The sequence below is a fragment of the Dactylosporangium sp. CA-052675 genome, from assembly GCF_050947935.1.
In the GTDB taxonomy this organism is placed as follows: Bacteria; Actinomycetota; Actinomycetes; order Mycobacteriales; family Micromonosporaceae; genus Dactylosporangium.
In genome coordinates, this window is sequence record NZ_CP192010.1 from 7,892,967 (window position 1) to 7,915,661 (window position 22,695).

Consider the following 22,695-nt stretch of genomic DNA (forward strand, 5'->3'; position numbering starts at 1 on the left):
GAGGATCACGACATACCACCGGCCAGGCGAAAAATCCGATATGTCGGATCGCGGAGCGTCCGACATATCGCCGCCCGGCCTCAGCGCGAGAAGAGCTCCCTCAGGTTCGGCAGCGCCGCGGGTTCGGCCGGTGTGCGGGCCGCCATCAGGTCGTACGCCCGCTCGGCCACGGTCAGCAGCTCCGGGTAGTGCGGGTACGGCCGCCGGCCCGCGGCGAAGGCGATGACGTCCGGGATCCCGGCGACGGCGTCGGGGTCGTGCAGCACGCCGGTGAAGGTCTCGCGGCCCTGGCCGATCAGCCAGAGGCGGAAGTGCAGCCAGGACTCGCCGGACCGCCCACCGCTGTGCACCACGACGCAGGCGGCGAGCAGCTCACGGGTGTTGCTGGAGCGCAGGAGCGCGTGCAGGGACCGCTCGAAGCCGGCGATGCCCTCGATCGGACGCCGGGCCAGCCGCGCGGCGAGGGCGTCCGCGTCGCACAAGGGGATGCCCTCGAACAGGTCCCAGAAGTCCGGGTCCGGCAGCGTCACCGGATGCGGGCCACGGCGCCGTGGCAGGCGACCTCCTCGGCCGGCGGGCGCGGGCCGGGGACGTCGGCGGCGTGCCAGTACGCGACCGACTCGATGCCCGGCTCGACCAGCTCGAAGGCCGACAGCAGCTCGGCGAAGCGCGCGCGGGTGCGGGCCTGGAAGCGGCCGTCGGCGTTGTTGGCGCTCAGCGTCTCGATGACCTCCTCGGGCAGGAACTCCCAGGTGGCGTGGGACGCGACCAGGTAGCTGCCGGGGGCGAGGGCGGCGGTGAGCTTGTCGATGATCTCCTGCGGGTGCTCGTCCTCGCGGATGAAGTGCAGGACCGCGACGAGCAGGAGGCCGACCGGCTTCGACAGGTCGAGGGTGCCGGTCAGGTCGGGGTGCTTCAGGATCGCGTCGGGCTCGCGCAGGTCGCCGTCGATGTAGGCGTTCATGCCGCCCGGCGCGCTGGTCAGCAGCGCCCGCGCGTGGGTGAGCACGATGGGGTCGTTGTCGACGTAGACCACGCGGCTGCCCGGGTCGACGGCCTGGGCGATCTCGTGGGTGTTGTTCGGCGCCGGGATGCCGGTGCCGATGTCGAGGAACTGCCGGATGCCCTGCTCGGCGAGGTAGCGCACGGCGCGGCCCATGAAGGCGCGGTTCTCCACCGCCATGAGCTTCACGCCGGGCATGGCGGCCGCGATCGCGTCGCCGGAGGCCCGGTCGGCGGCGAAGTGGTCCTTGCCGCCCAACCAGTAGTTGTATCGCCTGGCCGGGTGCGCGACGGTGGTGTCGATACGCGTCCGGGCGTCGTCGGTGGTGTCCATCAGGCCACCATCGTAGCCATCGGTGAGCACGATTGGTCAACGCCGCTGATGGGTACGTTCGCGGCGTGAGGATCGTGGTGGTGGCACACCGGAAGAAGACGCTCGGGGGCGGCCTCGACGAGCTGCGGCGCGAGCTGGACCGGGCGGGGGCCGGCAAGATCGGCTGGCATACGGTGCCGAAGAGCAAGAAGGCCCCGAAGAAGGTCCGCAAGGCCGTCGACGCCGGCGCGGACCTGCTGTTCGTGTGGGGCGGCGACGGCATGGTGCAGCGCTGCGTCGACGCGGTGGCGGGCACCGGCGTCACGGTCGCCATCATCCCGGCCGGCACCGCGAACCTGTTCGCCTCGGCGCTGCGCATCCCCCGCGACATCCGCGAGGCCGTGCAGATCGGGCTGCACGGCGAGCGCAGGCGGTACGACCTGGGCCGAATCGACGGCGAGCACTTCGCGGTGATGGCGGGGGCCGGCTTCGACGCGGCGATGATCGAGGACGCCGACCGCCGGCTCAAGCGCCAGGCCGGCCGCCTCGCCTATGTGCGCACCGCACTGCGCCACGTGCGCGACACCCCGGTTCACACGATCGTGCACCTCGACGACGAGCCGTGGTTCGAGGGCCCCTCGACGTGCCTGCTCATGGGCAACATCGGCACGATCTCGGGCGGGATCAAGGCGTTCGACGACGCGAGCCCCTTCGACGGGCGGCTGGAGGTCGGCGTGACCACCGCGCGCGGGGCGCTGCAGTGGGCGCGCACGGTCGGGGTCATGGCGACGGGGCGCACGGACCGGTCGAAGTTCGTGCGGATGGGCAGCGCGCGGAAGGTGTACGCCGAGTTCGCCGAGCCCGTCCTCCTGGAGCTCGACGGCGGGTCGCGCAAGCGGGTCAAGCGCGTGGAGGCCGAGGCGGTGCCCGGCGCCGTCACCCTCGCGGTGCCCGCCGCACAAAGCTGAACAGCCGCCGCGGGCCGGCGTACGGGCGCGGCGGCACCACCAGCTCGTGCACGCCGACCCCGATCTCGAGGTCGTCCGGCGCGTCGAAGGCGACCTCGCGGAACCCGGCCTCGGCGAACCACCGCCGGATGCCGGCGGTGGCGTCGGGCGCGCCGCGGTGGCGGGTCCAGATCACCCGCGCGCCCGCCGCGCACAGCTCGGGCAGCGCCGCGATCGTGGCGCGGATGTCGTCGTCGGTGATGTTGCCGAACACCCCGCAGACCAGCACGACGTCGGCGGGCACGGCCCCCGCATACGCCCCGCTGTCCCCGGCGTCTGCCTCCACGACCTCGAGCGCCGCCCCGGCGAGCAGGTCCCGCGCGACGGCGGCGTTGGCGGCGTCGAGCTCGACGAGCCGCCCGGTGACGTCGCCGCGGCGCGGGTGCCCGTCGAGCGCCCCGGCGACGTCCCGCCCCTGACCGGCGCACATGCTGACCAGCCGCACCGGCCCCGGGGCCCGGGCGTCGAGGGCCTCCGCCACGCGCCGGATGACGATGCCGAGCCGCACGGCGAGCGCCGAGCCGGGGATGTCGTACGCCTCGTGCCACCGCGCCCACTCGCTCATCCGAGCACTCTGGCACACGCCGGGATGCGGCCGGCGGCCGGATCGGCGTCCACAGTGGACCGCACGAACGGTTCGCGGTGTGCCGCGGAGGATTTCTGCTCGGGTCCGCGGTGGTGCGGGCCGTCGCTCCCGCCAGGAATCCCGGCCTCCGTGGGGGGCAGGGTCGCTAACGCGGAAGCTGCTGCAGCACGATCCGCGCCATCTCGGCGACCAACGCCCCGTCCTCCGTGTGCGCGAACTCCATCGCCGAGTGCGAGCCCCGGCCACAGACGGCCGCGGTGTAGCGGGGTGCGACGACGATGAACGCGCACTCCTCGACGGCGGCGCCCGGCCCCTGCGCGAAGCGCACCCCGGGCCCGACGGCGGCCGGGGGCAGCGGCGCGACCAGCCCGACGAACGCGGCCCGCTCGGCGAGCCCGGCCAGCGACGGCAGCCACGACCGCGCCGTGTCCGCGTCGGTGCACGTGGCCAGGACGACGGCGCCGTTGCCGGCCCGCCGCAGCACGTGGTCCAGCCGCGCCGCGAACGCCTCGGGCGTGGCGGCACGGGTCTTGCCCCGGGCCGCGGCCGCCTCGAACGGCGTGCCGGCGGGAAGGTGCACGTCCGGCCGCGACCCGCGCAGGCGGGCCGCCGGCGCGAACCGGCCGGCGTGCTCGGGCAGGGGGGCCGGCTCGCCGAACAGCAGCCCCTGGCCCCAGTGCGCGCCGAGGGCCCGCGCGTTGGCGAGGTCCTGCGGCGTCTCGATACCCTCGGCCACGATGAGCGCCCCGGTGTGCTCGGCGACCGCGTTCACCGCGGCCACCACCTCGACGGTCCGCGGCGCGTGCGGGGCGCGCAGGAGCTGCAGGTCGAGCTTGACGATCTCCGGTTCCAGCAGCGGCAGGAAGGCCAGGGACATCGGGTCGGCGCCGACGTCGTCGAGCGCGAGGCAGTGCCCGTGGCCCTGCACGGCCGCCGCGAGCTGGAGCAGCGCGGCGGGGTGGGCCGAGAGCGCGCGCTCGGTGTATTCGAGGACCATCCGGAACGGCGCGTCCGTCATGAGCTCCCGCACCCGCGCGGACAGCGGCTGGTTGATCACGGCGGGCTCGGCGTTGACGAAGACGAGGGGCGGGGGCGCGTCGGCGGCGCGGGCGGTCTCCAGGGCCCGCTCCGCGCACAGCGCGTCGAGCTCGGCCAGCCGCCCGGCCGCGACGGCCGCGGCGAAGAGGTCCCGCGCCCGCCAGAGCCCCGACCCGGCCGGGCCGCGCGAGAGCGCCTCGACCCCGATCGGCCGCAGCCCGTCCAGCTCCACGATCGGCTGGAACAGCGGCGTGACCGCCCGCTCGGCGAGGACCCGCTCGATCGTCCAGGCCCCGTCGCGCACGGCCCAGTCCACGGTGCCGCCGGCGGCGCCGCCCCGCGAGGCCAGCCACGGCGCCCCGCCGACGGAGCCGCCGCGCGACCACCACCGGGGACCGGGTCCGCCCGCCGGCTCGGCCGGGCGCTCGGGGCCGTCCGGCGCGCCGGCCGCGGGCGCGGTGTCGGTGTCGGTGTCGAGGACCTGCTGCACGCCGGCCAGCTCCAGGACCGAGGTGCGGGTGGCCACCGGCGTCTCCAGCATGCCCAGCGGGGTGACCTCCACGGTGTCGTCCTCGAGTCCGATCGTCGGGGCGGCCGTCGCCGCCGGACCGAGCCGGGCGCGCAGCACGTTGCGGGACGCCAGCGTGCGGCTGACGCGGGTACGGAAGGACGAGGGCCGCAGCGGCGCGGGTGCCGGAATGGACACGGAGGGTGACGAAGCGGCGGGTGCGGGAGGAACATTCGGCCGGTCTTGGGCCTGCATGCCAACCTCCCGGCTCGACACCGCCATGTGCCCCGCTCCCCCGCACACCCTAGTCCCTCGCCCAGCGTCAATCCAGCCGTGCAGGTCAGCCCCGCGAGCCGAGATCAAGTCCCTGACCAGCCGGAGCGCTCCCCGCCCATCGAACGAGATCAAGCTCACCCGAGCACCCGCGGCTCAACACCGACGCGGGCGCGGAGCAACGCGAACCCAACCGGACCGTCCGCATCCGAGCGACTACCGAGGCGTGAGAACCGTCCACAGAGGAACCACGCTCCGCAGTCGGGCCCGCACGCCCCGGCCGGCACCCACGGGGCGGGCACCGGCCGGAGCAGGGGCGGACGAGACGGTCAGGCGGTCGCGGCGATCACCTCGACCGACTGGGTGTCGGCGTTGACCGCCGCGGTCGAGTACGAGCAGTCACGCAGGCGCTTCTGGGAGTACAGCTGCGTCTGGTCCGTGTAGTGCGGCGACGAGCGGTCCCCGGACTCCCCGAACGTGAGGATGCACTTGGCCGACGGGCCGCTGCTGGTGTAGGCGAGCGTCAGCAGGAAGCTGGTCCCGTAGTTGACGACGTAGCCCTTGTCGGTCAGGTCGCTGCCCGGCACGAAGGTTCCCGGGTCCATGAACGGCTCCAGTGACGTCCCGGGCGCGGGCTCGTACTGCGCCATGTTCGCGCTGCCGATGTTCTCCGTCGACCCGGGCACCGGGATCCGCTGGCCGTTCTTGATCGTGTACTGCACCTGCGACATCGGCACGTTGAGCGCCAGCCCGACCGCCCGCATCCGCTGCATGCCCCGGGCCAGCCCGGCCAGCAGCCCGTCGGGCGAGGCGGGGGCGCCGCGCGGGGTGCGGCCCGGGTCCGCGGGGTTGAACGGGGTCCCGAAGAGCGGCCCGGCCTCGTCCAGCGCGCCCGGGTCGGCCGCGACCACGGCGCCCACGGTCTCGCGCCACAGCACGGCCCCGCGGCTGGCGAGCTCGAACTGCCGGTCCCACGCGGCCAGCACGGAGCAGCCGGCACTGACGTCGACCGGCGTGCCGTCCACGACCACCGGCGTGTGGCCGCGGGCCTGGCAGGCGTTCACGGTGTACGCGGCCAGCTGCGCCGCCGTGAACGTGTCACCGGAGAGGATCGTGGTGCCGAGGCCGGCCAGGTCGAACTTGGCCTGGCCGGTGATCAGCTTGACGTTCTGCCGCGTGCGGACCGTCAGCGGCGTGCCCTCCGGCCCCTGCAGCGGCGTGAAGCCGGTCAGGAACTGGTTGGCGTTGGGCACCCAGTGGCTGTCGTTGGAGTTGAACACGTAGTCGCGGCGGGTCAGCTGCGGCTGCCGGGCGAAGGGCACCAGCCCCGGCGAGCGGGCACCCGGCGCGACGACCCAGGCGTTGGCCGAGTTGCTGCCGTCGAGCAGGCCCAGCGGGTTGCCGGACCACTCGGCGATCGAGGCCGGCGAGAGGTTCGGCGTCGGCGAGGAGTCGACGTAGAAGGCGTTGCCGGAGGAGTCCGTGGCGATCGTGTTCACCCACGGGATGCCCTGGTTCGCGGCGATCGAGGCCTTCAGGCCGTTCACGTCGGTGGCCCGGGCCATGTTCAGCCACGTGCGGATGAGCTTGTCGTTGTCGATGTTGGCGTCGCGGTAGGTGATCGCGGAATACTCGTTCCAGCCCAGCGACGGGTCGATGGCGGACAGGTCGAGCACCGGCCCGTAGCGCGTGGACCACATCGTGCGGGTCACGTTCCGCAGCGACCCGTCGGCCTGCTTCACCTTGACGGTCACGGACTTACCGGTCATCGACTCGGTGGCGCCGTCCACGGTGTACTTCGTCGGCTGCCCCGGCACCAGGTTCACGGAGTAGAAGGTGTACCGCGAGCCGGCGGCGATCGTGTGCGTCCACGCGACCTTGTCGGTGAAGCCGATCTGCACGCCCGGCAGGCCCCCGAGGCTCGCGCCGTAGACGTTGACGTTGCCCGCCACCGTCAGCTGCGACTCCCAGAAGCGCAGCTCCCCCTCCCACGGGAAGTGCGGGTTGCCCACGAGCATGCCCTTGCCGGTCTGGGACTTGTCCGCGCCCAGCGCCCAGCCGTTGCTCGACAGCGACTTGCTCTGCCCGGTCAGCTCCGCGACGTCGTCCTGGACCTGCCGCTTGGACACGGCCAGCGCGGCGGTCGACGGGGGCGTGGCGGCCGCGATCGGCAGCAGCAGAGCGCCACCGCTGGCGAGCAGGGCGATGTCGCGGTCGTAGGCGAGCAGGTCCACGGCGCTGATGGGCTTCACCCACGGCTGCCCCGCGCACCAGCCCGGCACCCGCGCGGCGGTCCGGCTGGCCAGGAAGGCGTTGTACCCGCGGACGTAGCCGTTGACCATGTCGCGCTCGTCGGCGCTCAGCGTGGCGAGCTGGGCCTGGGCGCGGTCGACGACCCCGAGGGAGGCGTAGGCGAAGTCGGTGGCCAGGTTGGCGTCGTCCGCGCCCGGGCCGAAGTAGCGGGAGCGCTCGCTGCGCACCTTGACGATCTGGTCGGCGAGGTCGCAGAACCGGTCCTCGGCGTAGGCCCACGCCTGCCCGAAGGCGACGGAGCCGAGGTTCGCGGCGGTGATGTGCGGCACCCCGTAGGAGGTGCGCTTGATGACGGCGGAGTACCCGCCGGCGGCGACCGCGTCGGCGGCCGCGGCGGCCGGTCCCGCGGTGGTGACGGCGACGGCTGGGGACAACAGCGCCGCGGCGGCGAGCGCGATGACGACCCGGCGGGTTGCGGACACATTTCCTCCGTCGTGAAGAACACCAATACGGGGAAGATCACAAAAACCGTGCGCGTCAACCACAGTACGCAGCGTCATCACTGGTTTCAATGGCCACACCAGTCACGCAACGCACCGCGGGAGCATCGAACCCGTTAAATCTGGATGCATAGACCGTGGTGTACGCCCCCGCGCTGCCGAGATATACCTGGTCGCCGGCGCGCAGATCGGCGGACAGCTCGACGTCGAACATGATCGTGTCCTGGCTGTCGCAGGTCGGCCCGGTGAGGTGGAACCGGTCGCGGGTCGCGCCACCGCGCGAGTCGGAGACGGGGAAGCGCAGCTGGTTGCCGGTCTCCAGGCTCTCCATGAGCCCGTTGAACGCGCCCACGTCGAGGTGCGCCCAGCGCCGGCCGCCCCGCACCGCGGTGCCGATCACGGTCGTGCGCAGCCGCCCGGCCTCGGCCACGAGCGCCCGGCCCGGCTCACAGACGGCCTGCACCGGATACGGCAGCTCGGCCAGCCCGGCGCCGATGGTCGCGCCGTAGTCGGCCAGGGGCGGAATCTTTCCGGCGTACCGGGCGGGAAAGCCGCCGCCGAGGTTCACCATGTGCAAAAAGACATTTTCGGCCGCCAATTCGTACATCACGTACCCGACGGCCCGCAGCGGCGCCCGCCAGGCGTGCGGCAGCAGCATCTGCGAGCCGACGTGGAAGGCGACCCCGTAGGGGCGCAGCCCGCGCTCGCGCGCGGCGAGCATGAGGGCCACGGCGTGCCGGGCGTCGACGCCGAACTTGCCCTCGCTGGGCACGCCGCTGCGGATCTGGTGCGCGGCCAGGCGCACCAGGACGGCGGCGCCGGGCGCGGCGACGGCGAGCTTGTCCAGCTCGTCCTCGGAGTCGGCGGCGAAGCGCCACACGCCGGCCGCGGACTGCCGGGCGATGTGCGCGAGCGGCTTGACCGGGTTGCTCGACAGCACCAGCCCCGGGTCCGCCCCGATGCCGGCGAGGGCGTCGAGCTCGGCGGCGGAGGCGATCTCGAAGCGGCCCCCGAGGGCGTGCAGCAGGGCGAGGATCTCCGGGTGCGGGTTGCACTTCATCGCGTAGTGCACGTCCACGCCGGGCAGCGCGGCGGCGAACCCGCGGTAGGCGGCGGCCACCCGATCGAGGTCGATGACGAGCTCGGGGGACGGCGGGAAGGCGTCGAGGCGGTCCATGGACCCTCCCGAGATCGCAGATGGCGACGGATTGAGAGCACCATATTGCACAACGTGACTCTTGGACTACTCTCAATACACAATCGATCGAAAAAAGTTGATCGACTCCAGTTCACGGGGCCAACGACGTGCCCAGCCGACGGCGATCGGAGTGCTCGACATGAACGTCAAGATTGTCGATCTGGTGCAGGGCGAGCTGCGAGAAGAGGCCTGGAGACTCTACTCGGAGGCATTCGCCGAGCTCAACGCGCTGGCGGTGCAGCGCCACCTGATGTACCGCAACGAGTTCGACGCCGTGATGGACGACCCCCGGGTCGACAAGTACCTGTGCCTGGACGACGACGACACGGTCCGGGGCATGTCGATCTACACCAACCACCTCGACGCGGTGCCCCTGATCTCGCCGCCGTACTTCGAGCGCCGCTGGCCGGAGCACTACCGCGAGGGGCGCATCTGGTACTGCGGCTTCGTGGCCACCCAGGCCGACGCCCGGGCGGCCACCGCCTTCGGCGAACTGGTCACGCAGATGTATTTGACCGCGGCCGCGCAGAACGGCCTCATCGCACTCGACTTCTGCTCCCGCACCGACGAGGTGCGTCACATGTCCCGCGTCGTCCGGCTGATGCTGCACCGGCTCTCGGGCGACGTGAAGGCGCAGAAGATGGACGAACAGCAGTACTGGCTCTACGAGTTCCCGTCGGCCTGAACCAGGCCCTAGAGCAACGGCTCGCGCCACATCGGCCACACGGGCGGCCCGTCCGGCAGCAGCACCGGCGGGCGGCTCCGGTAGCCGTGGCGAAGGTACAGCTCGCGGTTGCGAGGGTCGTTGGCCTCCAGGTATGCCGGGAGGCCGGCCCGATCGAGCCGCGCGTGGTGCCTCGCGAGCAGCGCGCTGCCGATGCCGAGGTTCTGCCGGTCGGGCCGCACCGCCACGAAGGCCAGATAGTGGTGCGGCCCGAGCGGGTGCTCGGCCTCCAGCGCCGCGTCCAGCTCGCAGATGCGGTCGAACGCGGGGCCGGCGACCTCCTTGAGCCGGCTGTCGTAGTCGACCGGCGGCGGGATGGCCCGGGTCAGCGGGAACCACAGCGCGACCCCCGACAGCTTGCCGTCGATGGGGTCGACGCTGGCGTACACCTCGCCGTGGCGCAGCGCGTGCTCGGCGAAGATCGCGAAGTACTCCGGGCTCGACTCGCGCCGCAGACCGTCGTCCGGCATGAGCCAGCGCGCGACCGCGCCGTCGCTCATCGCCTTCACGAGGACCTCGGTGACCTCCTCGGGGCCCACCGGATCGATGTCGCGGACGACCACGTCCGCGATGGCGTGCGTCATGTGCATCCTCTCCCGAGACGTACGGCCGAGATATCCACAGTGGACGGTGCTAGGCCGCGTGGTGCGCGACGTCGGCGGTGACCCGGTGCGGCCTCGTGGGCCGGCCGAAGACGCTTTCCGCCGCCACGAAACCCTCGGTGCCGCGGCCGATCCCGGCGTAGGCATCCGGCCGCGAGCCGCGCATGATCGCGGCCCAGCCGATGCCGAAGAGGGCGCAGAGTGCGTAGATCGTGGGGAACAGCCAGTTGAACGGCGAGTCGGCCGGCACCTGCAGCAGCTGCCCGAGCCCGATCACGGTCGCCGCGAGCACGATGGACAGCAGCAGGAACGCCATGATCGGGGCGATGCGGGCGCGCCAGACGTTCTCCCGGCGCCGGTTGCGCAGGAAGAAGCCGATCACCGCGGCCGACGTGGCCCACATGAGGATCAGCACGCCGAGGCCGCCGACGACGGTCATCCACGCGAACAGGTGCACGAGCGGGTCGGTGTGCGTCAGGAAGTACAGCATCAGCACGACGAGCGCGATGACGCTCTGGGTCACCGAGCCCGCGATCGGCGCGCCGGTGCGGGGGTGCGCGAAGCCGTAGATCCGCGGGAGCACGCGCTCGCGGCCGAGGGCGAACTGGTATCGGGTCACCGAGGTATGGAAGGCCAGCATCGCGGCGAACACGCTGGTCAGGAACAGGATGTAGCCGATGTTGACCAGTGCCTCGGGGACGTACGGCGTGACCAGGTTGAACACCAGGTTCGTGGTGTCGGCCCGCGCGGCGCCCACGATGTCGCCGGCGTTGGTCGACATCGCGAACGCGGAGACCCCGCACAGCAGGCCGGGCAGGATCACGGCCCAGTGGGTCGCCCGCCCGATGGTCCGCTTCGGGTCCTTGGCCTCCTCGGAGAGCACGACGGTGGCCTCGAAGCCGACGAAGCCCGCGATCGCCAGCACCAGCATCGCGACCACCTCGGGGGTGGCCAGCTGCTGCGGGTCGAGCGGGCCGAAGTCGGTCCGGCCGCCGTGCGGGTGGGCCAGCATCACGAAGTCGTAGATGAGCACGATGGCGATCTCGACGGTGAGCAGCACCGCGAGGACCTTGCCGCTCAGGTCCACCCACAGCACGCCGAGGATGGCCACGAGGAACCAGCCCACGATCGCGCACACGAACCAGCTCGCCTGCACCCCGCTGGCCGCGAGGATGCCCGAGGCGACCACCCCGAACAGGCCGAGCAGGCCGATCTGCATGGCGGCGTAGGCGGGCAGCGCGATGAACGCCGCCGCGACCCCGACCATGCGGCCCAGCCCGTGGCTGATGTAGCTGTAGAAGGCGCCGGAGTTGACGATGTGCCGGCTCATGGCCACGAAGCCGACCGTGAACAGGGACAGGATGGCGGCGGCCACGAAGTACACGAGGGGAACGGCGGTGTTGCCGACGACGGCGTAGATCGTCGAGATCGAGCCGAGGATCACCGTCAGCGGGGCGGCTCCGGCGACGCCGAAGAACACCACCGACGGCACGCCGAGCCGGTTGTTGGCCAGCCCGCGCGCGACGATGTCGGGCCCGGTCAGGGTCGTACGCGCCATAGTCTTCGTCTCTCCTTGAGCGGGACGTCGCCTGGGCTCACCGGCGACCGGCGGCGAGGGCTGAGCCCACCGCGGCCTCGGTGTACTGCACGAGCTGGACGAGGTCGTCCGGGAGCGAGCTGAGGATCCCCGGCATCGCCTGCATGCAGTCGCGCTGCTGCTGGGGGCTGAAGAACACGTAGCGGGTCAGTCCGGTCGCCACGACCAGTGCCACGAGCACGCGGTCGGAGAGGTTCATCGACCGCCGCCGGCCGAGCGCCTCGGCGAGGCGGATGGACTCCCAGGCCGCCGCGTTGCGCTGGTCGGGGCTGACCGGCATGTAGAGGGTCTGGGCGGACAGCAGCTTCCGCTTGGTGACGGGCTCGACCACGCCCGCCCGCAGCAGCCGCTCACCGACCTGGTCGGCCGCGTCCTGCGAGAGATACGCCAGCCAGGTGCGGATCTCCTTGTGCTGCGGCTGGGCCACGAGCAGGTCGAGCAGCGTGTGGGAGAGCGAGTCGCCCGGTGGTTCGTGGCTGACCACGTAGAGGTCGCCCGTCATGGCGCGCAGCCGGCCGAAGAGCATCAGCTCGCCGAGCAGCCCCGCCGCGAGGCCGAGCCCGGTCGCCCTTGGGTGCAGCCGGGAACGGCCGGTCCGATCGTCGTGGGCAATGAGGTAGTAGCTGTTGGCAAGCACGACAAATCACGCTCCCCGGCACTAGGCAAAAGGAGATCATGAATGAATGGAGGTTCATCCTCGATGTCCCCAGCATCATGTACCAAGCACTGCGCGTAGTGCAACGAGTACTAGACTCGGAGTATCGGCGAACGCCACATTGTTTAGGATCACCAGCGTGCAGACGGACACCACGAGAACACCCGATGACCTGCCGACGGCGATCGATGAGGGGCCAACACTGCGCCGTCGCCGGCTCGCCGCCGAGCTGAAGAAATGCCGCGAGGACGCGGGGTTCACCCAGGAGGCGGTCTCCCGGCAGTTCGAGTGGCACTCGGCCAAGGTCACCCGGATCGAGAACGCGCGCGTTCCGGTCACCCCGCGGGACGTCAACGATCTCCTGACGCTGTACGGGGTGGCCGACAGCGAGTACCGCGACGCCCTCATGACCCTGGCCCGGCTCGCCCGTCAGCGTGGCTGGTGGACCGACTACAAGGACGTCATGCGCCCGGGCAACTTCGTCGGGATGGAGGCCGACGCCTCCTCCGCGAAGGTCTGGGAGCCCATCGTGCTGCCCGGGTTGCTGCAGAGCGAGCCCTACATGCGCGCGCTGTTCGGCAGCGGCCGCAGCCACGACCCGCAGGCCGCCAACGACCGCCGCGTCGAGCTGCGCAGGACCAGGCAGCGCCGCCTGACCGGGCCCTCGCCGCTGACCCTGTGGGCGATCGTGGACGAGTCGGTGGTGCGCCGGATGATCGGCGGCGCGGAGGTCATGGCCGGCCAGTGGAGGCGCCTCATCGAGGTCGCCGAGCAGCCCAACGTCACGCTGCAGGTCCTGCCGTACACCGCCGGCGAGCACGCGTTCCTGGGCGGTTCGGTCGCACTGCTGGAGTTCCCTGACGTCGCCCACCTGGATGTCGTGTACCTCGAAGGACTTGCCGGGGACTACTACGAGGAGCAGCCTGCAGAGGTCAAGCGTTATCGGGTCGAGTTCGAGCGCCTCAGCACCAGAGCACTCACGCCGGAGGAGTCGACCGGCATGATCCAGCGCCTGCTCGACGACCTCTGACGGCCGAGGAGTCCGTCAAGAAGGGAGGTGTGCGATGCATGGCTACGAGTTTTCAGCATGCGGCCTGGCGTAAGAGCAGCCGCAGCAACGGCAACGGCGGCGCCAATTGCGTGGAGGTCGCGGTCGCCGGCACAAGCATCGGCGTCCGGGACAGCAAGAACTCCGCGGGCCCCGTGCTGCAATTCACGCCCACGGATTGGAAATCGTTCGTGGACGGCACGAAGCACGGTCGCTTCGATTCCGCCCACTAACGACAGGTCACATCAGCGCCGGTGCTGCCAACACCGTCACTGCAGTATGCAAGGGCACGTCGCCGTGCCCTGATGTCGAGCCGAGACGCCTGACGGCGCATTGCGGGGGCCGATGCGTTCTGCATCGGTCCTCAGCAATCGAACGCATCGATGCTATTGCTTGTCCCGGCGGAAGCCCAGCACGCCGTTTCGCAGCATCTGCGATTTCTGCCCAACCACCAGAGACGGGTCGCTCAGGGGTAGAACTGTCCTCATCGTACCGCACGCAACGATCGGGATCACTCGGCCGAAAAGCCCTGTTGACCTGCGCGTTCACCGGCATACGCTCGCGGCTCACGAACGAGCGCGGAGGTATGCGTTGGTCGATCCCGGCATGGTGACGTGGGCCCGAGTGGTGCTCCTGCAGGACCACCCCCGCCCGTACGAGCGTGTCCAGGCGTACCGAATCCTCACCCTCTCCAACCCCGCCGTCCACGCACCGCGGCTCGCCCGGGCCCTGGGCGACCTCGTGGACGGCTTCGCCCCCGGCGCCCCGCACGCGGCCCTCATCGAGGAGGCCGCGACGACCCTGCGGCGCTGGGCCGAGTCCGACGCCGTCGCGTCCGGCGACGTCGCCGGACTGCTCGAGGGCGGCCGCAACCGCCGGGCCGCCGACCACGACGGCCCCGACTGGGACCTGCTGGCCGCGTCCCTGTCCCTGTCCGCGGCCGGCCGGGGCGACGCGGCCCTGGCCGTGGCCGAGGAGCTCGTGGAGTGCGAGCGCCGCCGGCGCCGCCACGCTCCCGAAGTCGCCGGACGGCTGGCCGTGGCGCTGGAGCATCTGGCCGTGCTCCTGGAGTCCCGCTCCCGCACGGCAACGCACCTGCGCGCGGAGGCCGCGGCGCTGACGAGGACCGCGGTGGCCGTGCGCAGCACCGGCATCGCCCACCTCCTGCGGGCCGCGACCCCGGTGCGGCCCGCCCGGGTCAAGCGCGCCCCGGCGCCGTCGCGCAACCCCATGCCCATGCGCTGACCGGCCCGGTGCCGGGTGCCCGTCCGGGGCACCCGGCACACCGCCGGGCCGTCCCCGGCGCGGACCGGCAGCTGGTCACCGACGGGGACCGGTTTCTGCCTGACGCCGAAGCACACCGACCCGCAGGGATCGCCCAACACCGCGAAGCAGGGCGACTGCCTCACCGGCGGCGAGGGCCGCGACGCCCGGCCGCGGCCCTGCACCGACAGGGACACCGACGGGGACACCGACAGGGACACCGACAGGGACACGGCCCGGACGGTGCTGGAGCGCTTCGAGGACGTCGCCGACCGCGCCGAGGCCTGCGACAAGACGCCGGGCTCGACGAGGGCCCTGGTGCTGCACTGGGACGAGGCCGGGCCGAAGGCGCAGGCCGACGCGGCCGACGACGTGGTGCTCCGCGTCGCCGCCGACGATCCCGAGGCTCGAAGATCACGGAGTGGCATGAGTCGACGACCGGTATATGGCGACGGGCCCCGCGTCGACAAGCCCCGCGCCGATCCGTGAGACTGCTCGGCGTGGAGCAGCAGATCGCCTTCGCCGGGGGACGGTCCGGCACCGGCCCGGCCACCTGGGGACAGAGCGCGATCTGGGATGTGGTGCGCCGGCTCGGCGACGACGCGGCGCGGTACAACGTGAGCGGCGGGCTGCCCCTGGACCCGCCGCTGCCGATGGACCGGCTCGCGGCGGTCGTCCGGGAACTGCTGCTGCGGCACGACTCGCTGCGCACCACGCTGCGCTGGGACGGCGACCGGCTCGAGCAGGACGTGCACGCCGAGGGCGCGGTGGCGCTGCACGTGCGCGAGTCCGAGCCGGCCGACGTCACCGGGACCGCCTACGCCTTCTACCACGAGCTGCAGGCGATCCCGTTCGACGCCGAGCGGCAGCTGCCGGTGCGGGCCGGGGTCGTCACGGCGGGCGGGCGCGCGGGGTACCTCATCCTGTCCCTGTCCCACACCGCCTCGGACGGCTGGGGCCTGCGCAACCTGCTCGCCGACGCGGCCGCGCTCGCCGCCGGGCGCCCGCTCGCCGGTGAGGAGCCGGCCCAGCCGCTCGACGAGGCCGCGTTCCAGACCTCGGACAAGGGCCGCCGCCGCGACGCCGCCGCCCGCCGCTCGTGGCTGGAGAAGCTCGCCAAGGGCCCGGCGAGCCAGTTCCCGGCGCGGGCCGGGCGCCCGGCCGCCGAGAAGTTCCCGAACGCGGTGCTCAACTCCCCCGCCCTCGCCCTGTCGCTCGACCGGGTCGCGGCCGGGCTCGAGGTGAACCCCGGCGCGGTGCTGCTCGCCGCCGCGGCGTCGGCGGCCGCCCGGCTCGGCGGGGCGCCCGACGCCGTGTTCCAGATCGTGGTCAACAACCGCTTCCTGCCCGGCATGGCGGGCGCGGTGAACACCGTCGCGCAGGAGGGCCTGCTCCTGCTGCCCGGCACCGCCGAGGACTTCCCGGGCCTGGTCCGGCGCGCGTTCGGGGCCGTGCTGTCGGCGCAGCGGCACGCCTACTACGACAAGCTCGCCCTGGCCCGCGACATCGCCGGGCTCGGGTCGCCCGGCGACCACTCCTGCTTCGTCAACGACGTGCGCGGGCTCATCCCGATCGCCGGCTACGGCCAGGCGCCCGACGAGCCGCTGGCCGCCGCCCGCGAGCGGACCACCCTGACCTGGCCGATCGAGCACGCGCCGCGGCACAACACCACGTTCGCCCTCGACGCCCAGGACGCGCCGGGGAGCCTGGAGCTGGCCATGACCGCCGACGCCGCGATCCTCCCGCGGGCCGACATGGAGCGGTTCCTCTTCGGCATCGAGGACCTGATCGTCACCCAGGCGATGCGGTTCGCCGCGGTGTGAGCGCCGCGGTGCCGCCTACTGCCGCTTGATGTCCATCAGGTGGTGCTCGCCCTCGTGGACGGTGTGCCGGCCGAGCCAGAGCAGCGTGCGCGGGACCGGTTCGGGCCACGGATAGATCCCGACCCGGTCGAGCTCGGCGGGCCCGAGCGCGGCGAACGCCGTGCCGAGCAGGTCGGCGGCGGCCCCGAGCGCGGCGAGGACGACGGCGGGGTCCTGCCGGTTGTAGGCCGCCGTCTCCGCGAGCTCGTCGCGCCCCATCGGCGCGAACTCGGGCGCGTCGGCGCGCAGGGCGAGGTCGAGCCGTTCGCGCTGCACGCGCAGGACGTCGCGGACATGGCACGTGTACTCCAGCGCCGACCACACGCCGGGCGCGGGCCGCCGCCGCACGTCGGCCACCCCGTCGAGCGCGTCGGCGTAGCGCCCGGCGAACTCGCCGAGCCGCCCCGCCACCTCGGCCGCCGCGACACCGTCATACGCGAACCCGCATTCCTCGCAGAGCTCCACGCATCGAGACTAGTACCGGAAGTTCGCCACCAGGGCACTGAGCTCCGTCGACATGCGGGCCAGTTCGGCCGTCGCCTGCTGGGACTGCCCGACGCCCTCGCTCGTGAGGCGGGCCGAGTCCGCGACGCCGGCGATGGTGCCCGAGATCTCGCCGGAGCCGGCGGCGGCCTCGGCGACGCTGCGGCTCATCTCGGCCGTGGTCGCGGTCTGCTGCTCGACCGCCGAGGCGATCGTGGTCTGGAAGTCGCTGATCCGCGCGATGACCTGCGACACCTGCTCGATCGCGGCGACCGCGCCGGCGCTGTCGGCCTGGATGGCCTGCACCCGGCGGGAGATGTCCTCGGTGGCCCGGGCCGTCTCCTGGGCCAGGTCCTTGACCTCGGAGGCGACGACCGCGAAGCCCTTGCCCGCCTCGCCGGCGCGGGCCGCCTCGATGGTGGCGTTGAGCGCGAGCAGGTTCGTCTGCTCGGCGATCGAGGTGATGACCTTGATGACGTTGCCGATCTCCGCGGAGGAGTCCCCGAGCCGGCCGATGGTGGCCGAGGTGGTGGCCGCGACCGCGACGGCTTCGCTGGCCACGCGGGCCGCCTCGGAGGCGTTCAGGGCGATCTCGTGGATCGAGGCGCCCATCTGCTCGCTGCCGGCGGACACCGTACCGACACTGGCCGACACCTCCTCGGCCGCGCTCGCGACCGCCTTGGCCTGCGCCGAGGTCTCCTCGGCGGAGGAGGCGATGGACGCCGACACCGAGTGCATCTCCTCCGACGCGCCGGCGAGCGCGGTCGCCGAGCGGTCGATCGTGGACACGGCGGTGCGCAGCCGCTCCATCGCCGAGTCGAGCGCCCGCCCCATCCGGCCCGGCTCGTCGCCCGAGGCGAGCCCGGCGACGCGGGTCAGGTCGCCGGCCGCGAGCCCGTCGCAGACCGCCTGCACCCGATCCAGCGAGCGCACGATGGAGCGGGCCACCAGCCAGCCGACGCCGAGCGCGACGACGAGCCCGGCGATGAGCACCGCGAGCGCGATGTCGCGGCTGTGCCGGTAGCTGGACCGGGCGGAGGCGGCGGCCTTGGCCGCGGCCGCGCTCTCGGCCGAGTACATGGTGTCCAGGGCGTCGCTGATCTTCGCGTAGATCGGGCGGATCTGCGTGTCGAGGGTCTTCTGCCAAGCGGTGAAGTCGCGCGCCTTGGCGTTGGCCAGCTGGGTGGTCGTGGCGATCTGGACGTACGCGGTCCAGTTCGACTCGAGCTCGTCGCCGACCTGCTGACCGGCGGCCGGGTCGCTGCGGCGGTACTGCTCCAGCGCCACCCCGAACGCCTTGACGTCGGCGGCGAAGGCATCCGCGTACTGCTGCTGCGCCGCCGCGTCCGGCGAGATCATGTTGTTGGCCAGGTCGACCCGCGCCTGCTTCACCGCGAGGCGCAGGTCGCTGACGGAGTCGATGATCAGCAGGTTGCTGCTGTAGATCGACTGGGCCGCGTCGCTGGCCTTGCGCAGCGCCAGCAGCCCGGTGACGCCGACGATCAGGGCCACCGCCGCGGCCACGGCGATCGCCCCCAGGATCTTGACCCTCACACTCACGCGATCCACCGTAAAACCTCTCACCTTTCACCGTGGCCGATTCGCACTCACAGGTAACTCCCAGGTCCGCCCCAGCACACGGGCAACAAGCTTCGAGATGGTTGAGCACATGACTACCGACGCCGTGCCGGTCCGGCGCGCCGAGACGCCGTGGTGGTGGGCCGACGCCGCCGGGATCGCCGCGGCCGCCGGCCTGCTCGTCGTCGCCGTGCTGTGGGTCGGCGGCGGCGGCGCGGGCGAGCTGGCCGCGGGCGGCTGGACGGCGGTCACGGCCGCGGCCCGCCTCCTCGGGCTGCTCGCCAGCGACCTCATGCTGCTGCAGGTGCTGCTGCTGGCCCGGATTCCGGCGGTGGAGCGGGCGTTCGGGCAGGACCGGCTCGCCCGCTGGCACCGCTGGGTCGGGTTCACCTCGTGCACCCTCATGGCGCTGCACGTGGTGCTGGTCGTGCCCGGCTACGCCGCCGGACGGGCGAACCCCCTCGCGGAGCTGTGGGACCTCGTCACCGGCTACCCCGGCATGCTGCTGGCCGCGGCGGGGACGGCCGCGCTCGTGATGGTGACCGTGACGTCGCTGCGGGCCGCCCGGCGCCGGCTGCGCTACGAGTCGTGGCATCTGCTGCACCTGTACGCGTACCTCGGCGTCGGCCTGGCCCTGCCGCACCAGCTGTGGACGGGCGCGGACTTCATCGGCTCGGCCGCCGCGCGCGCCTACTGGTGGACGCTCTACGCCGCGGCCGCCGGGGCCGTGCTGCTCTACCGCGTGGGGATCCCGCTGTGGCGCAGCCACCGCCACGCCCTGCGGGTCGGCGAGGTGCGCGCCGAGGGGCCGGGGCTGACGTCGGTGTACCTGCACGGCGAGCGGCTCGACCGGCTGCCGGTGCGCGCCGGGCAGTTCTTCCTGTGGCGCTTCCTCGACGGCCCGGGCTGGTCGCGGGCGCACCCGTACTCGCTGTCCGGCCCGCCCCGCTCCGGCCTGCTGCGCATCACGGTCAAGGACCTCGGCGACGGCAGTGCCCGGGTCGCGGCGCTGCGGCCGGGCACCCGGGTGCTCATCGAGGGCCCCTACGGCCGGCTGACCGGGGAGTCGTACCGCGGCGGCCCCGTCACGCTCGTGGCCTGCGGTATCGGCGTCACCCCGCTGCTCGCCCTGCTCTGGGACCTGCCCTACGCCGACGGGGAGGCGACACTGCTGTACCGCGCCCGATCCGAGGCCGACCTGGCCTTCCGTGACGAGCTCGCCTGGCTCGCCCGGCACCGCGGGGTCCGCCTGGTGCCGCTGGTGGGGCCGCGCGCGCCCGGCTCGTGGCTGCCCGCGCCGGCCGCGGGGGCCTCGCTGCCGGGGCTCGTGCCCGGGATCGCGGGGCATCAGGTGTACGTCTGCGGCCCCGACGACTGGACGGAGACGGTCGTGCGCGAGGCCCGCTCCGCCGGGGTGCCCGACGACCGGCTGCACACCGAACGCTTCACCTGGTGACGGGGGACTCGTCGATGCGCCGCATCGTGCTCTGGCTGGCATCCACCGCCGTCGCGCTCGTGCTGCTGTTCAGTTACCGCCCGTCATCGGGTGGCGCCCTGGCCGGCGTGGCAACCCCGGCCGGCTCCGGCAACCCGGCCGGCGCCGGCACCGCGGCCGGCGCCGGCAAGACCTACGACGGCTCGACCGCGTCGACGCGGTGGGGCCCGGTGCGGGTGCGCATCACCGTGCAGGGCGGCCGGATCACCGACGTCGAGGCGGTCACCTACCCCACGGCCAACCGGCGGGACCAGCAGATCAACGCGTACGCCCTGCCCCGGCTGCGCGCTGAGGCCCTGCAGGCGCAGAGCGCGGACATCGACTCCGTCTCGGGCGCGACGGTCACCAGCGAGGGGTACAAGACCTCGCTGCAGGCCGCCCTGGACGCCGCCGGCATCGGCTGACGCCGCGAGGCGATATTCGGGGGAACCGACGCGCGGCCGTGACGCTATGCTCCACAATCGGCCAAGTCCGCCGACGTCTTCTCGGGAGCATGCCCAGCATGACGGCAACCGTCGACCACCGCGCCACCGCCCGACTCGGCGGCGCCCGGCGCCCGCTGCACGTCCGCCAGCGGTGCCGCCTGCTCTTCCTCAACACGCAGGAGCAGGCGCCGGTGCGGGAGATGGGGCTGCCGCCGTACCGCGACTGGATCGCCGAGGTGACGCGCCTGTCGCCGGAGCAGATCCACTGCGTGAACGTGGCCGACGGCGAGGCGCTGCCTGACACGATCGAGGCGCACGGCATCATCGGCGGCGGCTCGGGCCACTCCTCCTACGAGGAGCTGCCGTGGATTCGCCGGGTGAAGCAGTTCCTGGCCGCGGCCCAGCGCCGAGGCGTGCCGGAGCTGCACGTCTGCTGGTCCCACCAGGCCAAGGCCGAGGTCGCGGGCGCCGTGTCCAAGGTCGGGCACCAGGGCCGCCGCTTCGGCATCGAGACGCTGACGCTGACCCCCGAGGGCCGCCGGGACCCGCTCTTCCGCGGCCTGCCGGACTCCTTCGACGTCTTCACGTCCCACGTGGACGCGGTCTACGACGTGCCGCCCGTCAGCGAGTTCGGCCCCGTCACCGAGCTGGCCTACGGCGTGTACCGCAACGAGGCGCTGGCCATCGGCGCGACCGCCCGCACCCTGCAGATCCACCCGGAGATGACCTCGGGCGTCGCGGCGGCCCTGGCCAAGGTGCGGCGGCGGCAGCTGATCGCCGAGGGCCACCTGGGCCCGTCCGACCTGGACTACGCGGCCTTCCTGGAGTCCCTAGACTGGGCGGACCGGGACATCCGCGCCCGGATGCGAACCCTGCTGGACAACTGGCTGCGCTACTACGTGGCCCCGGCCATGTCCCCGCCGACCGCGCCCGCGCTGCACGTCTAGACCCCGGCCCGCTCGTGCGCCCCGTCCAGGAGCCCGAGGTCCCCGGGCGGCCACGGATCAGTCCCCTACAAGCGGCTCGACGACCTCGGCGCGGCGCTAGAGCTCGCCGCCGGTCGGCGCGACCTCGGCCGGGTCGTCGTCCGGGCCGGGCGCTGAGGCCCCGGTGACGCGGCGGTACGCGATGTGCCACAGCGCGGCGGCCAGCACCACGCCGAGCAGCCCCGCCGCCGGCAGCGGGCCGCCGAGGACCCCGGCCGCGACGCACACCAGCACCGACGGCACGCCCCAGCCCAGCACCCAGCGCCAGCTCGCCCCGCCGCGCGCGCCGATCGCCGTCGCGGTCAGGAAGTACAGGGTCGCGCCGGTGCACAGCACGAGCCGCGTCGCGGTCTCGACGTGCCCCTGCGGGTGGGCGGCGGCCGAGCCCAGGCCGGCCGCGATGACCACGATGGAGACCGTCGTCAGGTAGTGCGCGGGCATGGTGAGACGCAGGGTGAACACCCGCATGCCGTAGGTCGGGGCGGCGCTCGGGCCGTAGCGCAGCGTGAGCCACCACAGCGCGACGAGCAGCCCGAACCCGAGCACGACCACGAACCACAGGCCGCTGCGCCAGTCCTCGACCCCGGCGGCGGCGTTGACGAGCTGGGCGACCGCCTCACCGAGCACGATGATCACGAAGAGGCCGAGGCGCTCGCCGAGGTGCGGCCGGTCGGGCCGCGCGGCCTCGAGCCGGTCCAGCTGCGCGATCTCGGCCTCACGGTGGTGGCGGCGCAGCGAGCGCTCGCGGTCCCGGCGCTCCTCGGCCAGCAGGGCCTGCGGGTCGCGGGAGCGGGCGATGGAGAAGAAGAGGTCCAGCGCGATGCCCGCGAGCCAGAGCCAGTAGCGGGCCGGGGTCTCGAAGCCCAGCGACGCGATCCACGGGATGACGCCGACGGCCTGCTGCACGCCGGGCCACTCGGTCACGATCCGGTTCTCGCGCTTGAACGAGTTGATGCTCAGGAAGCGGCAGTACACGTACGCCAGGACGAACGCGGCCGGCTGGTCGCGCTCGACCAGCGGGATCGACGCGGCCATCACCGCGATGCCGAACATCGCCAGCAGCATGGCCCGCTGGCGGGTGCGGATGCCGGTGACGTTCGCGTAGAGGGTGAACGCGGTCCACACGCTCCACATCGCGTAGTACGCCACGCCGAAGAGCAGCACCTTCTCCCACGTGATGCCCTCGTGCAGCAGGTGCGCCAGCTGGGCGACGGCGGCGACGATGACGAGGTCGAAGAAGAGCTCCAGCCAGGTCGCGTGGCGTTCCTCAGCGCTTGCGGGGGTGGACACGATCGTCAC

The 22,695-nt window shown here is 72.8% G+C and carries 22 protein-coding genes; 10 read left to right on the forward strand and 12 right to left on the reverse strand.

Annotated features, from left to right (window positions below):
- Nucleotides 1-80 precede the first annotated feature (80 nt).
- Complete coding sequence (locus ACQP1P_RS35065; protein WP_433077638.1) at nucleotides 81-530, reverse strand: DUF4240 domain-containing protein; 450 nt, start codon at nucleotides 528-530, stop codon at nucleotides 81-83.
- The gene (locus ACQP1P_RS35070; protein ID WP_433077640.1) at nucleotides 527-1,336 is read right to left on the reverse strand and encodes an SAM-dependent methyltransferase; all 810 of its coding nucleotides are present in this window, start codon (nucleotides 1,334-1,336) and stop codon (nucleotides 527-529) included. The genes ACQP1P_RS35065 and ACQP1P_RS35070 overlap by 4 nt, the downstream gene beginning before the upstream one ends.
- 65 nt (nucleotides 1,337-1,401) lie before the next feature.
- Between ACQP1P_RS35070 and ACQP1P_RS35075 the strand changes: the two genes are divergently transcribed.
- Nucleotides 1,402-2,283 carry a diacylglycerol/lipid kinase family protein gene (locus ACQP1P_RS35075; RefSeq protein WP_433077642.1) on the forward strand — a complete coding sequence of 294 codons (882 nt, stop codon included), beginning with the start codon at nucleotides 1,402-1,404 and terminating at the stop codon, nucleotides 2,281-2,283.
- Here the strand turns inward: ACQP1P_RS35075 and ACQP1P_RS35080 are convergent.
- The 4 genes from ACQP1P_RS35080 to ACQP1P_RS35095 all read right to left on the reverse strand — a co-directional run bounded on the left by ACQP1P_RS35080 (nucleotide 2,252) and on the right by ACQP1P_RS35095 (nucleotide 8,657).
- On the reverse strand, nucleotides 2,252-2,887 hold the full coding sequence (locus tag ACQP1P_RS35080) for an SAM-dependent methyltransferase (protein WP_433077643.1): 636 nt from the start codon (nucleotides 2,885-2,887) through the stop codon (nucleotides 2,252-2,254). The two genes, ACQP1P_RS35075 and ACQP1P_RS35080, sit on opposite strands and share 32 nt — an antisense overlap.
- 166 nt (nucleotides 2,888-3,053) lie before the next feature.
- Nucleotides 3,054-4,652 carry an EAL domain-containing protein gene (locus tag ACQP1P_RS35085; RefSeq protein WP_433077645.1) on the reverse strand — a complete coding sequence of 533 codons (1,599 nt, stop codon included), beginning with the start codon at nucleotides 4,650-4,652 and terminating at the stop codon, nucleotides 3,054-3,056.
- A gap of 404 nt (nucleotides 4,653-5,056) precedes the next feature.
- Nucleotides 5,057-7,462 carry a penicillin acylase family protein gene (locus ACQP1P_RS35090; protein WP_433077647.1) on the reverse strand — a complete coding sequence of 802 codons (2,406 nt, stop codon included), beginning with the start codon at nucleotides 7,460-7,462 and terminating at the stop codon, nucleotides 5,057-5,059.
- 55 nt (nucleotides 7,463-7,517) lie between these two features.
- Nucleotides 7,518-8,657: a type III PLP-dependent enzyme gene (locus tag ACQP1P_RS35095; protein ID WP_433077649.1), complete on the reverse strand. Its 1,140-nt coding sequence runs from the start codon at nucleotides 8,655-8,657 to the stop codon at nucleotides 7,518-7,520.
- 160 nt (nucleotides 8,658-8,817) lie between these two features.
- Here ACQP1P_RS35095 and ACQP1P_RS35100 point away from each other — a divergent pair, with 160 nt between their 5' ends.
- Nucleotides 8,818-9,363: a hypothetical protein gene (locus tag ACQP1P_RS35100; RefSeq protein WP_433077651.1), complete on the forward strand. Its 546-nt coding sequence runs from the start codon at nucleotides 8,818-8,820 to the stop codon at nucleotides 9,361-9,363.
- 8 nt (nucleotides 9,364-9,371) lie between these two features.
- Here the strand turns inward: ACQP1P_RS35100 and ACQP1P_RS35105 are convergent, their stop codons facing one another.
- Genes ACQP1P_RS35105 through ACQP1P_RS35115 form a run of 3 tightly spaced genes read right to left on the reverse strand, consistent with a single transcriptional unit; the run spans nucleotide 9,372 to nucleotide 12,238 of the window.
- Nucleotides 9,372-9,986 (reverse strand): GNAT family N-acetyltransferase, encoded by a 615-nt coding sequence (locus ACQP1P_RS35105; protein WP_433077653.1) that lies wholly within the window; start codon nucleotides 9,984-9,986, stop codon nucleotides 9,372-9,374.
- 49 nt (nucleotides 9,987-10,035) lie between these two features.
- Nucleotides 10,036-11,562: an APC family permease gene (locus ACQP1P_RS35110; RefSeq protein WP_433077654.1), complete on the reverse strand. Its 1,527-nt coding sequence runs from the start codon at nucleotides 11,560-11,562 to the stop codon at nucleotides 10,036-10,038.
- Between the two features lie 37 nt (nucleotides 11,563-11,599).
- The gene (locus ACQP1P_RS35115; RefSeq protein ID WP_350624973.1) at nucleotides 11,600-12,238 is read right to left on the reverse strand and encodes a GOLPH3/VPS74 family protein; all 639 of its coding nucleotides are present in this window, start codon (nucleotides 12,236-12,238) and stop codon (nucleotides 11,600-11,602) included.
- Between the two features lie 157 nt (nucleotides 12,239-12,395).
- Between ACQP1P_RS35115 and ACQP1P_RS35120 the strand changes: the two genes are divergently transcribed.
- From ACQP1P_RS35120 to ACQP1P_RS35140, 5 genes are all read left to right on the forward strand, one after another.
- Entirely contained in the window at nucleotides 12,396-13,286 is an 891-nt protein-coding gene (locus ACQP1P_RS35120; protein ID WP_433077656.1) for a helix-turn-helix domain-containing protein, read from the forward strand.
- 38 nt (nucleotides 13,287-13,324) lie between these two features.
- Nucleotides 13,325-13,537 carry a DUF397 domain-containing protein gene (locus ACQP1P_RS35125; protein ID WP_433077658.1) on the forward strand — a complete coding sequence of 71 codons (213 nt, stop codon included), beginning with the start codon at nucleotides 13,325-13,327 and terminating at the stop codon, nucleotides 13,535-13,537.
- 373 nt (nucleotides 13,538-13,910) lie between these two features.
- Entirely contained in the window at nucleotides 13,911-14,549 is a 639-nt protein-coding gene (locus ACQP1P_RS35130) for a hypothetical protein (RefSeq protein WP_433077660.1), read from the forward strand.
- A 15-nt stretch (nucleotides 14,550-14,564) separates the two neighbouring features.
- Complete coding sequence (locus ACQP1P_RS35135; protein WP_433077662.1) at nucleotides 14,565-15,056, forward strand: hypothetical protein; 492 nt, start codon at nucleotides 14,565-14,567, stop codon at nucleotides 15,054-15,056.
- 11 nt (nucleotides 15,057-15,067) lie between these two features.
- Nucleotides 15,068-16,390, forward strand: a complete 1,323-nt coding sequence (locus ACQP1P_RS35140; RefSeq protein ID WP_433077664.1) for a condensation domain-containing protein — start codon at nucleotides 15,068-15,070, stop codon at nucleotides 16,388-16,390.
- Nucleotides 16,391-16,405: 15 nt separating this feature from the next.
- On the opposite strand, the gene ACQP1P_RS35145 is transcribed toward ACQP1P_RS35140, so the two are convergent.
- The gene (locus ACQP1P_RS35145) at nucleotides 16,406-16,894 is read right to left on the reverse strand and encodes a DinB family protein (RefSeq protein ID WP_433077666.1); all 489 of its coding nucleotides are present in this window, start codon (nucleotides 16,892-16,894) and stop codon (nucleotides 16,406-16,408) included.
- A gap of 9 nt (nucleotides 16,895-16,903) precedes the next feature.
- On the reverse strand, nucleotides 16,904-18,472 hold the full coding sequence (locus tag ACQP1P_RS35150) for a methyl-accepting chemotaxis protein (RefSeq protein ID WP_433077667.1): 1,569 nt from the start codon (nucleotides 18,470-18,472) through the stop codon (nucleotides 16,904-16,906).
- Between the two features lie 109 nt (nucleotides 18,473-18,581).
- Between ACQP1P_RS35150 and ACQP1P_RS35155 the strand changes: the two genes are divergently transcribed.
- From ACQP1P_RS35155 to ACQP1P_RS35165, 3 genes are all read left to right on the forward strand, one after another.
- Complete coding sequence (locus ACQP1P_RS35155) at nucleotides 18,582-19,946, forward strand: ferredoxin reductase family protein (RefSeq protein ID WP_433077669.1); 1,365 nt, start codon at nucleotides 18,582-18,584, stop codon at nucleotides 19,944-19,946.
- On the forward strand, nucleotides 19,943-20,389 hold the full coding sequence (locus ACQP1P_RS35160; RefSeq protein WP_433077671.1) for an FMN-binding protein: 447 nt from the start codon (nucleotides 19,943-19,945) through the stop codon (nucleotides 20,387-20,389). The genes ACQP1P_RS35155 and ACQP1P_RS35160 overlap by 4 nt, the downstream gene beginning before the upstream one ends.
- 98 nt (nucleotides 20,390-20,487) lie before the next feature.
- On the forward strand, nucleotides 20,488-21,357 hold the full coding sequence (locus ACQP1P_RS35165; RefSeq protein ID WP_433077673.1) for a type 1 glutamine amidotransferase: 870 nt from the start codon (nucleotides 20,488-20,490) through the stop codon (nucleotides 21,355-21,357).
- Between the two features lie 96 nt (nucleotides 21,358-21,453).
- Here the strand turns inward: ACQP1P_RS35165 and ACQP1P_RS35170 are convergent, their stop codons facing one another.
- Nucleotides 21,454-22,686 (reverse strand): low temperature requirement protein A, encoded by a 1,233-nt coding sequence (locus ACQP1P_RS35170; RefSeq protein WP_433077675.1) that lies wholly within the window; start codon nucleotides 22,684-22,686, stop codon nucleotides 21,454-21,456.
- Nucleotides 22,687-22,695 lie beyond the last annotated feature (9 nt).

Coding starts and splice junctions, on each gene's coding strand:
- ACQP1P_RS35070 (WP_433077640.1), bottom strand. CDS start 1,336: ATGGACACCACCGACGACGCCCGGACGCGTATCGACACCACCGTCGCG.
- ACQP1P_RS35080 (WP_433077643.1), bottom strand. CDS start 2,887: ATGAGCGAGTGGGCGCGGTGGCACGAGGCGTACGACATCCCCGGCTCG.
- ACQP1P_RS35095 (WP_433077649.1), bottom strand. CDS start 8,657: ATGGACCGCCTCGACGCCTTCCCGCCGTCCCCCGAGCTCGTCATCGAC.
- ACQP1P_RS35100 (WP_433077651.1), top strand. CDS start 8,818: ATGAACGTCAAGATTGTCGATCTGGTGCAGGGCGAGCTGCGAGAAGAG.
- ACQP1P_RS35105 (WP_433077653.1), bottom strand. CDS start 9,986: ATGACGCACGCCATCGCGGACGTGGTCGTCCGCGACATCGATCCGGTG.
- ACQP1P_RS35110 (WP_433077654.1), bottom strand. CDS start 11,562: ATGGCGCGTACGACCCTGACCGGGCCCGACATCGTCGCGCGCGGGCTG.
- ACQP1P_RS35125 (WP_433077658.1), top strand. CDS start 13,325: ATGGCTACGAGTTTTCAGCATGCGGCCTGGCGTAAGAGCAGCCGCAGC.
- ACQP1P_RS35130 (WP_433077660.1), top strand. CDS start 13,911: ATGGTGACGTGGGCCCGAGTGGTGCTCCTGCAGGACCACCCCCGCCCG.
- ACQP1P_RS35155 (WP_433077669.1), top strand. CDS start 18,582: ATGACTACCGACGCCGTGCCGGTCCGGCGCGCCGAGACGCCGTGGTGG.
- ACQP1P_RS35165 (WP_433077673.1), top strand. CDS start 20,488: ATGACGGCAACCGTCGACCACCGCGCCACCGCCCGACTCGGCGGCGCC.